At 30.1% G+C, this 9,070-nt stretch carries 8 protein-coding genes; 2 read left to right on the forward strand and 6 right to left on the reverse strand.

Going from position 1 to position 9,070, the window contains the following annotated elements; genetic code table 11:
• Positions 1-120: 120 nt before the first annotated feature.
• Positions 121-2,316, reverse strand: coding sequence for a thioredoxin domain-containing protein (locus ACXLDF_RS09580; protein WP_457558297.1), 2,196 nt, complete (start codon positions 2,314-2,316; stop codon positions 121-123).
• Between the two features lie 101 nt (positions 2,317-2,417).
• Positions 2,418-3,446 (reverse strand): NosD domain-containing protein, encoded by a 1,029-nt coding sequence (locus ACXLDF_RS09585; protein WP_457558298.1) that lies wholly within the window; start codon positions 3,444-3,446, stop codon positions 2,418-2,420.
• 233 nt (positions 3,447-3,679) lie between these two features.
• On the opposite strand from ACXLDF_RS09585, the gene ACXLDF_RS09590 reads away from it, so the two are divergent.
• Entirely contained in the window at positions 3,680-4,255 is a 576-nt protein-coding gene (locus tag ACXLDF_RS09590) for a nitroreductase family protein (RefSeq protein WP_457558304.1), read from the forward strand.
• 35 nt (positions 4,256-4,290) lie between these two features.
• Here the strand turns inward: ACXLDF_RS09590 and ACXLDF_RS09595 are convergent, their stop codons facing one another.
• The 4 genes from ACXLDF_RS09595 to ACXLDF_RS09610 form a co-directional block, all read right to left on the reverse strand.
• Positions 4,291-5,655 (reverse strand): acyl-CoA dehydrogenase family protein, encoded by a 1,365-nt coding sequence (locus ACXLDF_RS09595; RefSeq protein ID WP_457558299.1) that lies wholly within the window; start codon positions 5,653-5,655, stop codon positions 4,291-4,293.
• Positions 5,656-5,947: 292 nt separating this feature from the next.
• On the reverse strand, positions 5,948-6,805 hold the full coding sequence (locus ACXLDF_RS09600; protein WP_457558300.1) for a hypothetical protein: 858 nt from the start codon (positions 6,803-6,805) through the stop codon (positions 5,948-5,950).
• A 22-nt stretch (positions 6,806-6,827) separates the two neighbouring features.
• Entirely contained in the window at positions 6,828-7,169 is a 342-nt protein-coding gene (locus ACXLDF_RS09605) for a hypothetical protein (RefSeq protein ID WP_457558301.1), read from the reverse strand.
• On the reverse strand, positions 7,166-7,528 hold the full coding sequence (locus ACXLDF_RS09610; protein WP_457558302.1) for a hypothetical protein: 363 nt from the start codon (positions 7,526-7,528) through the stop codon (positions 7,166-7,168). Before ACXLDF_RS09610 ends, ACXLDF_RS09605 begins: the two co-directional genes overlap by 4 nt.
• Before the next feature lie 90 nt (positions 7,529-7,618).
• On the opposite strand from ACXLDF_RS09610, the gene ACXLDF_RS09615 reads away from it, so the two are divergent.
• Positions 7,619-9,070: serine hydrolase domain-containing protein (locus ACXLDF_RS09615; RefSeq protein WP_457558303.1), on the forward strand; the 1,452-nt coding region annotated here is incomplete at its 3' end.

Genomic DNA, 9,070 nt, shown 5'->3' on the forward strand with positions numbered 1-9,070 from the left:
CCTCTCCTTCTCCCGGGCTTAAATGACCGACAAAAAACTTTTTGGGATAGGCGGCGGAAGTGGGAGGCTGAATTGGCAAAAAAGCGAAAAAACTTATAATTCTAAGATCTTAAAATACACTCAATTACAAAGATTATTCTTAAAATAGTTAATGAATTGCTCTAAAGTTTTAAAAGGTTTTGAACAGACATGATTTTCGCAAAAAATATAAATAGATTGGTTCTGATCATTCATAATTGCAGAGATTGAATCAAGATTTTCGATCAATTCCTTATTTGTTAAATTATTCGAATTAATAATTTTAATTATTTGAAATGGTAAAAAGAATTGTTTCAATTTTGAAAGAAGATATTCCCTTTCAGCATCTTGTCCATCCTTACTTTTTGAAAATGAAATTTCTTGATATCCATAAATCAAATGTTGCATTAATATATAATAAGAGCCAGCTGCAAAGCCATATTTTTCCAATTTGGGAGATAAGGATCGAAGAGATTTATTTACTTTATCCATCCATCTTTGATCACCCGTTATTTCGGCCCAAATAATAAAATTTTCAAGCATGATAACAGAAGGGGCAGGTATTGGGAGATCAAAATCCAATTTCGTTCGAATAGGAAGATCTTGTGATTCTTTCGGAGAGTAATAAAAGTAAAAATGAGTATTATTCCAAAATTCATTCATAACATTATTAAATAAATTTTTAATCAAAGAATAAAGGGTAGAATCCTTAGAATATAAATATTGGATTAAAAATGAATTAATTAGATAAGCATAATCATCAAGATTTCCATGGATTTTTGCTTTACCTAACATAAAAATTCGTTTAACACTACCAATTTGGACGTTTATCATCTTACTTTTTAGAAAATTACTTAAATCTATGATATTTCTTTGAATTTTTATAAAACCTGGATCACCTGCAAATATTCTCTCTGATGTAATTAATGCAGATAAAAGAAGTGAATTCCATGAGGTTATAATTTTTGAATCTAGTTGAGGTGGCGGTCGTTTAGAGCGCACTTTATATAATTTGCTTTTGATTTTACTTAGAGTTATTTCCAACAGGCCTCTATTTATGTTTCTATCTTCAGCAAGTTCATCTAAATTCTTTTGGACAGTAATGATATTTGAGTGATGATCAAAATTACCTTTTTCTGAAATATGATAATAATCAAAGAAAAGAGATTGTTCCTCTAAAGTTAATATTTGCTCTAGTTCATATTTCTGCCATACATAGAATTTTCCTTCATGACCGTCTGAATCTGCACAAAGTGAGGCATAATACCCTCCTTCTTTATCATGCATCTCTCTATTTAACCAATCAATTATTTCTTTAACCACCCTTTTATACTCTGGGTCTCGAAAGAAAAGAAAAGCCTCTGAGTAAACTTGGATGGCAAGCGCATTATCATAAAGCATTTTTTCAAAATGAGGGATTATCCATTTCTGATCTACAGTATATCGATGGAAACCCCCACCAATTTGATCATATAATCCCCCAAAGATCATAGAATCTAAAGTTTTCTTAAGATTTTCCTTTAAAGCAACATTTTTTACAGAATCTTTATTATCAGTGGAGTTTAACGATCTTTTATTCAGAGTGCGAGATTTCTGCCAAAATTTTTGATTTTGATAGGCAAGCTGACGGATTAAAAACAATAAAGCAGGAAAATTGGGAAATTTCGGTGCATTTCCAAACCCACCATATTTTGAATCCATCTGAATCCAAAATTTATCAAGAACTTCATCGAAATATGAAATAGAATTAAAATCATCTATATAATTTATATCCTTTATTGTACCAATTTCATCATCTCTTGAAGAAGAAAGCATTTTCAGCAATTCTATACCATTTTTTTTCACTTTTTCGGATTGTTCGTTATAAATTGCGATTAATTTCGCAATTAATTCTGAAAATCCAATTAATGCATAACGAGATACAGGTGGAAAATAAGTTCCCACAAAATAAGGTAATCCTTCTGGTGTTAAAAATACACTTAGTGGCCATCCACCATTCTTTCCCATTATTTGAGCAAATTTCTGATAAAGTATATCAACATCAGGGCGCTCTTCTTTATCAACCTTAATTGAAATATAATTTTTATTTAATTTGGAAGCAATATCCATTTTTTCAAAAGATTCATGTGCCATAACGTGGCACCAATGACAGGCAGTATAACCAATAGAAATAAATATTAATTTATTCTCTTTTTTTGCTTTTTCAAATGCTTGAGAACAATAAGGATACCAATTCACAGGATTATCAGCATGCATTAATAAATAAGGGGAACTCTCATTTTTCAAATGGTTTACCATATATATTCAAAATCTATAGAGGATCCCCTTTTTTATGCTTATCTCATATCTTTAGAAATTATTCTTTACAATATTCTTATTTTTCAAAGGTGATCAATGGATTAAATTTGCTTTTTTCTTGTGTTATAAAAATATAAATATATACTTATGATAAAAATCAACGATATCCCTGTATAACTTGAAATTTTTTTGTTGTTAAAATCATAAATATCACCGTTAGGATAATTATTAGATTCAGTAGAATTATTAAAATCATCAGAATCATCAGTTAATTTAATTTCTTCGTTCCCCTCTATTATACAATCAGGGCTTTGATCTTGCTCAACAAAATTCGTTCCACCGTTTTGAGCATATTTATTGAAAGTAATTTTTGATCGGGGAGAAGAGCCGACAAAAATTCCGACAATTTCATGCTTAGTTATTGTATTTTGATTCACGATTGTTTCTTCTGATGATTCAATCCAAATACCTGCATTAGATGATTTTTCAATTAGGTTTTTTGTAATATTAGTTCTTGGAGATACAGAAAGCATTACTGCAGAACTTAATTGAGGCACATCAGTAATTAACATAGAATTATTAACAATTGTATTTTCAAAAATAATGGTATCAGAACTAAACATGAGACTAACTCCACCAAATCCACTTTCATGTATTAAATTATTTTGAATCAATGAATTAGGAGATTGAGAAAGAATTAATCCATCACCCAGAGGCGCATTAATAATATTACCTTTAATTATTGATTGAGGAGAACGATCAATTTCCATTCCAAAATTTAATGATTGTGGATTTGGATTCATTTCAGGAAGTAATATAGAATTATTCTCAATTTCTGCCCCAATTGTTTCAATCACATGAATTGGAGTATCGTAGATATCTTGAAATGTATTATTTTGAACAACAAGATTCGAACAATTCCATAATGTTAGTGTTGTGAAAAAAGACTCTTTAAATATATTATCGATTATTTCTACAGAACCAGAATCCATAACATTAATGGTTACATTTTTACAAATATTACCTCTAAAGAGAACAGAATCTTCTTGATAGAATTCCAACTCAAGATTTTCTAAAGTTTGATTAATGAATTCAAAATTCATTCGAAATGAATCTTCTGGAGAATTCAAGATATTTTGACTTTCACCACTTTTTTTTTCAATTAGATTATTGGAACAGAATTTATAAAAATTAGTTGATAATTGAAATGATTTAATTGAATTCAAAAGAATAAAAAAAAAAAATAATTGAAATATCAATGCAATACCTTTTTTCATATTAATTATTATTGCTTAAAGAAGTTAAAAAATATTGGATAAGCACTATATATTAAAAGTTGAAAGAGAATTAATCTTTGATAATCATGAATTTAGATGAAATTATAAAAACACGAAGAGCTTTTCGTTCCTTAAAACCAGTTAAAATTACTGAAAAAATAATAGATCAGCTAGCATATGCAGCACAATTAATGCCAAGTTGTTTCAATAATCAACCTTGGCGCTTTGTTTTTGTGAAGGATAATCCATTCTTGGAAAATCTTAAAAATGAAGCCTTATCTCAAGGAAACGCATGGGCGAAGCATGCATCAATGATTATTGCTATCTTTTCAGAGAAAAATTTAGATTGCATAATCAGAGATCGAATATATTATCAATTTGATGTAGGAATGGCTGCTGCAGCTATGATTTTAAAAGCCACAGATTTGAATTTGGTTGCTCATCCAATTGCAGGTTTTTCTCCAAATAAAGTAAAGAAAATTGTAAATATTCCTGAGACATATGATATTATCTCCTTAATCATAGTTGGAAAACGAAAATTGTCACTTAACGATGTACTATCTAAAGGTCAGATAGAAAGTGAGAAAATTAGGCCAAAAAGAATTCCTTTAGAGAAATTTAGATTTATAAATGTAGTACCTGATAAAATAGTAAAAAAATAGGGAAAAAAAGAGAAAAAAAATGAAAAAAGTAGCGATTATTTTTTAGGCCACACTTTTTTAAAGACACCTTTTTTCATTCTACATACAGGACATTCATCAGGGGGTTCATCACCATAATGAAGATGCCCACAAACTTTGCAACGCCAAACAATTTGTTGTTGCATTCCTTTTCTAGCTGCATCCTCAATATCTTCTGCCCGAAGACGAGGTAAATCTTCTATTTTTGGCATTATTGGTTTAAAACCACCTTTTAGGAGATATTTTATAATCACCGCTCGTTGGACTTGATTCGTTCCTTCATAAATTTGAAGTAACCGAATATCTCGGAGATATTTTTCAACAGGATAATACTTTGTATATCCATATCCCCCCATTATTTGCAATGCATCATTTGCTACTTCAAAAGCTGCTTCTGTACTCCAAAATTTGGTCATTGATGCCCATAATGTAGCATCTCTACCTTGATCTGCTTCCCAACAAGAACGCCAAATCATTAAGCGAGCAGTTTCAACCTTTTGATACATTTCTGCGATTTTAAATTGAATACCTTGGAACATTCCAATTGGTTGTCCAAAAGCTTTTCGAGAAAGTGCATATTGCATTCCAAATTCCATTGCAGAACGCGCTGCTCCTACAGCAAATGCACCAATCATGGGACGAGTTTGTGTGAATGTTTTCATTGCAAGTTTAAAACCTGCACCTCCTTCGCGAGCTAATACATGATCAGCAGGAACTCGAACATTGTCGAATTTTAATGCTACAGTATTTGAACAACGTTGACCCATTTTTGGAATATGTTGTATTACAGAAACACCGTCAGATTTTAAATCAATAAGAAATCCTGCAATTCCGTTATGGCGTGCTTTTCGATCGGTTGTAGCAAATATAGAAGCATATCCTCCATTATCTTTTGCAGCACCACCATTAGTTACCCAATACTTTGTTCCATTTATGATATAATCTTTACCATCTTTTTCAGCTTTACAGCGCATACCTGCAACATCTGAGCCCATTCCTGTTTCAGATGTGGCAAAACAAGTCAATTTAAAATCTTTTATAACTTGAGAGAGTATTTTCTCTTTAATGTACTCATTGTCACTTAAAATAATTGGTTCTTGACCCAAACCATTATCAAAAATAGATGTCGCCATACCTGGCCCGCAAGATGCAAATTCTTCAACAACTAATGACTGGGTTAAACTTTTCAATTCTTCTCCACCGTACTTTTTAGGAACACCAAGATTCATTAATCCAGCTTCCCAAGCCTTTTTCAATATAAACACAGGCATCTCATCTTTTTCGTCAAAATACCATGCTATAGGTAAAATTTCATTTTGGGCAAAATTCCTAGCGCGCTGTTGCCATTGTAATTGTTCTTCAGTTAATGTAAAATCAACCATCTTATTTTTTCACCATTTTTCTTCTTTTTTTATTACTGTATCAGATAAAATCCCTTCAGAATTATCTGATTTTTATTACCTTGACCATTTATATTACAAAGTCACTATCGTGATTTTGAATTATCTACTGGTAATTTATGCTTATCCTTTTTAGAATATATGTGATAAAAATTCTTTTATGGAAGGATAAATGGATTAACAAGATATTTCTTTTAATTACTTAATAAAAAAGAAAGAAAAACCGTAGAAAAATATAAAATAATCAGAATTCTATGAGATCTTGACTTTATTACTATTTTTCTTGTTGAAGAATTGCAGAAAAAACACAATATTGGTTGCCATGAGCATGGCATTCGTTTTCAAACACATTATATGAAATACCAAGATTTATTCCATTAAGATAACCATGTATAAATCCAATAATAAAATCACAAGAAAACGAATTATCATGAATACCCCTGCAAATAGGACAAATTTTTAAAGTGATTTGAATTGTCTTTTTTCCCACAACTTCTTTGAATTCAACTTCACTAATTGAAAAATGATTTATTTCCTTTTCTACTAATTTTAAAATTTGTTTTTCAGGAAAATCTGGCCCCAAACTAGTAATTTTCTTCATTTGTTTCTGAGAGATAGTAGTTGAACGAGTTTCACCAATTCTTATTCCAATAAATCGGAGAATATGAGGTTCAAATTTAAATTGCACAGAACGAATTACTGAAATCACATTATTTGGGTAATTTCGTTCAATATAATATTGAGCAAATTCAGAATAAAATATTTCATCGATGGTTATAGGAAAATTCTCGAAAACTGCGGTATCTCCATTCCAGTTTTCTAATGAATACTGAAATTGTTTCCAAAATTCTTGCGCAATTATCTTCAAAGTACTTATTATGAATTCATCTTCATCTTTCTCTTCTACAATTCCAACAATCAGTATTTTCTCCCATGAATGAATTAAAATTCTATAATCATTTGTTTCAAAAAATTGGATTTCCCCTATTTTTAATTCATTTGTAAACAATGAAATTGCTGAAATCATGCCAGAAAAAAGGGAACCATCCATTCTAATTTCTTTTTTCGTAAATGCTTTTCTGGCCAATAAAAATGAGGTTCCTTTTTGAATAATGAAAACTTCAAGTAGCATATTATATTACGCTCAGATTAGATTAGTTTTTTTCTCCCATCATGAATCTTGTAAATCGAAACACAAGAAAAATAGCAATACTAAACACAACAAGACTAAAAATATACAAAATACTCATTACCATTTTATATATATCATATCCTGTATCAAACCAAACAAATTCACCTAATAAATCCATTCCAGCTGCAATAATACCTAATACAATTCCTATGATTAGAATTGGAAATCCTTTTGAGCGAAAAATTGGGTTTTTCTTATTTGCATAGAATGCCATAATTAAAATGAAAATAAAACCAACTAAGCTTAAGCTTTCTAAAATTACATCAAGTAAATCGATTTCTGAGGAAAGACTTACGGCGATCACTTCACATCACCCTCCCAAATCTCCATTCCATCTTTTGCAATTTGATAAAAACCATATCCTATAATAAAAAGGCCGATAAAGGCAAAAATTGCATCTAAATAATCAAAAGCTAAGTATAGCTTTGTGGTTATTCCATTTATCTTTTTCATAGCAAGAGTATCTAAAAAATCAAAAAGAATATGAAGTCCAAAAAGAAATACCCCAAAAAAAATAATGTTATAACCCTTTTTTGCCAGTTTATGATAAATTCTTTTAATTATTGCAAATTCTACGCAAGACCCAATAGCGACGATTATAAAAATCAATTCAATTATTAAAGTGGTTTGCTCATCGGGAGTAACTTCCCATTGCAAGATCATACTTTATTCAACCCAGCCTAATTTTTAAAAGTTAACTAATTAAATTAAAATTATTTTTTAGCCGGTACGTATTTTGAAAAGGTGAATATAATGGTAACAATTCATCGAAGACATGCTTCTTTTTCAGAAATAAGAATTATTTTCTTTTTTTCTTTGCTATTTCTTATGATTCTATGTACATTCATAAATAATGGAACATCTGCCACATCTTCAGAAAAAATAGATACTTATTTACAAGATCAGAAACAAAAAATGCTTTTTCCTGGAATTGCTGTTGGTGTGATTCAAAATGGTCAAATAATATACGCAAACGGATTAGGTAAAGCAAATAATGCAAAAACACCCGTAACATCCCAAACGCTTTTCATGTTGGGAGAAATCTCCCAGATAATTACTGCAATGGGAGTTCTGGCACTTCAAGAAGATGGATTAATAGAATTAAATGAAACAATTCAAAAATATATTCCTTCATTTGAACTTTCAAATCCAGAGTATTCTTCACAAATCACAATTCAACAATGTTTAACCCATCAAACCGGTTTATCCATTAAAGCAGGTTCAACCGACATCAAAGTAAGTAGTATACAAGAATTAGTAAATGGTTTAAAATCTGAATCTTTTCAAACAGAACCAGGAAAAAATTTCGAATTCTCTAATGCAAATTACTGGATTTTAGGATATTTAATCGAACAAGTTACTAATCAATCATTTAGCAATTATATTACTACTCGTATTCTCTCTCCTCTTGGGATGCAACATACATTTTTTAGCCAAACAGATGCAGCAAATCAAGCAGAATTCGCTCAAGGTTATCGATTATGGTATGGAATAGCCATCCCTTCACATCAATCATACTCAGTAGCACAATCTCCTGCGAACGGAATGGTTTCTAATATTGAGGACATACTTGTACTAATGCAATCCCATTTATTTTATAATAATAGTAATTTTACACACAATGTTTTAAAGCCTTCTTCATTTGAAATTTTACATGCGATTCCTAAAGATCCACTAAAGAATTCTTCATGGACTATGGGGTGGTATAATTTTACATTCAATGGAATAAAATATTTGGCACAATCAGGAGATTTAGGAGATTATCATGCAGAAATTCTTTTAACACCTGAGAATAAAGAAGGGGTTGTTGTTTTTACGAATGTGAATAGTTTCTTTGGAAATCAAGGCTATTATCGAAATCTTGCAGATAGTATCTATAATATAGTCAATGATAAACAACCTTATTCTCCTATTTTCTCTCATATGGTTTTGTATATTCTGATTGATTTAATTATGTTCGTCGGTTTAGGAAGGGATGTTTGGAAATTTTTGAGTTTGAAAAAGGTGATTAATTTAAAAATGCGTGAAAAATTGTTGAAAAAAGAGAAAAAGCAGACAATTATAATTGAAATACTCATGAATGTGTTTTCAATAATTCTTATTATGGTTTTGTTACCATTATTAATCAGTATTTTTGCTGGAATAAGTGGAAATTTAATTCAATTTTTCGCCCAATATCAACCAGATCTTTTGGTTTGGATGATA

The sequence above is a fragment of the Candidatus Harpocratesius sp. genome (assembly GCF_054039255.1).

Coding starts and splice junctions, on each gene's coding strand:
- ACXLDF_RS09595 (WP_457558299.1), bottom strand. CDS start 5,655: ATGGTTGATTTTACATTAACTGAAGAACAATTACAATGGCAACAGCGC.
- ACXLDF_RS09600 (WP_457558300.1), bottom strand. CDS start 6,805: ATGCTACTTGAAGTTTTCATTATTCAAAAAGGAACCTCATTTTTATTG.
- ACXLDF_RS09580 (WP_457558297.1), bottom strand. CDS start 2,316: ATGGTAAACCATTTGAAAAATGAGAGTTCCCCTTATTTATTAATGCAT.
- ACXLDF_RS09610 (WP_457558302.1), bottom strand. CDS start 7,528: ATGATCTTGCAATGGGAAGTTACTCCCGATGAGCAAACCACTTTAATA.
- ACXLDF_RS09590 (WP_457558304.1), top strand. CDS start 3,680: ATGAATTTAGATGAAATTATAAAAACACGAAGAGCTTTTCGTTCCTTA.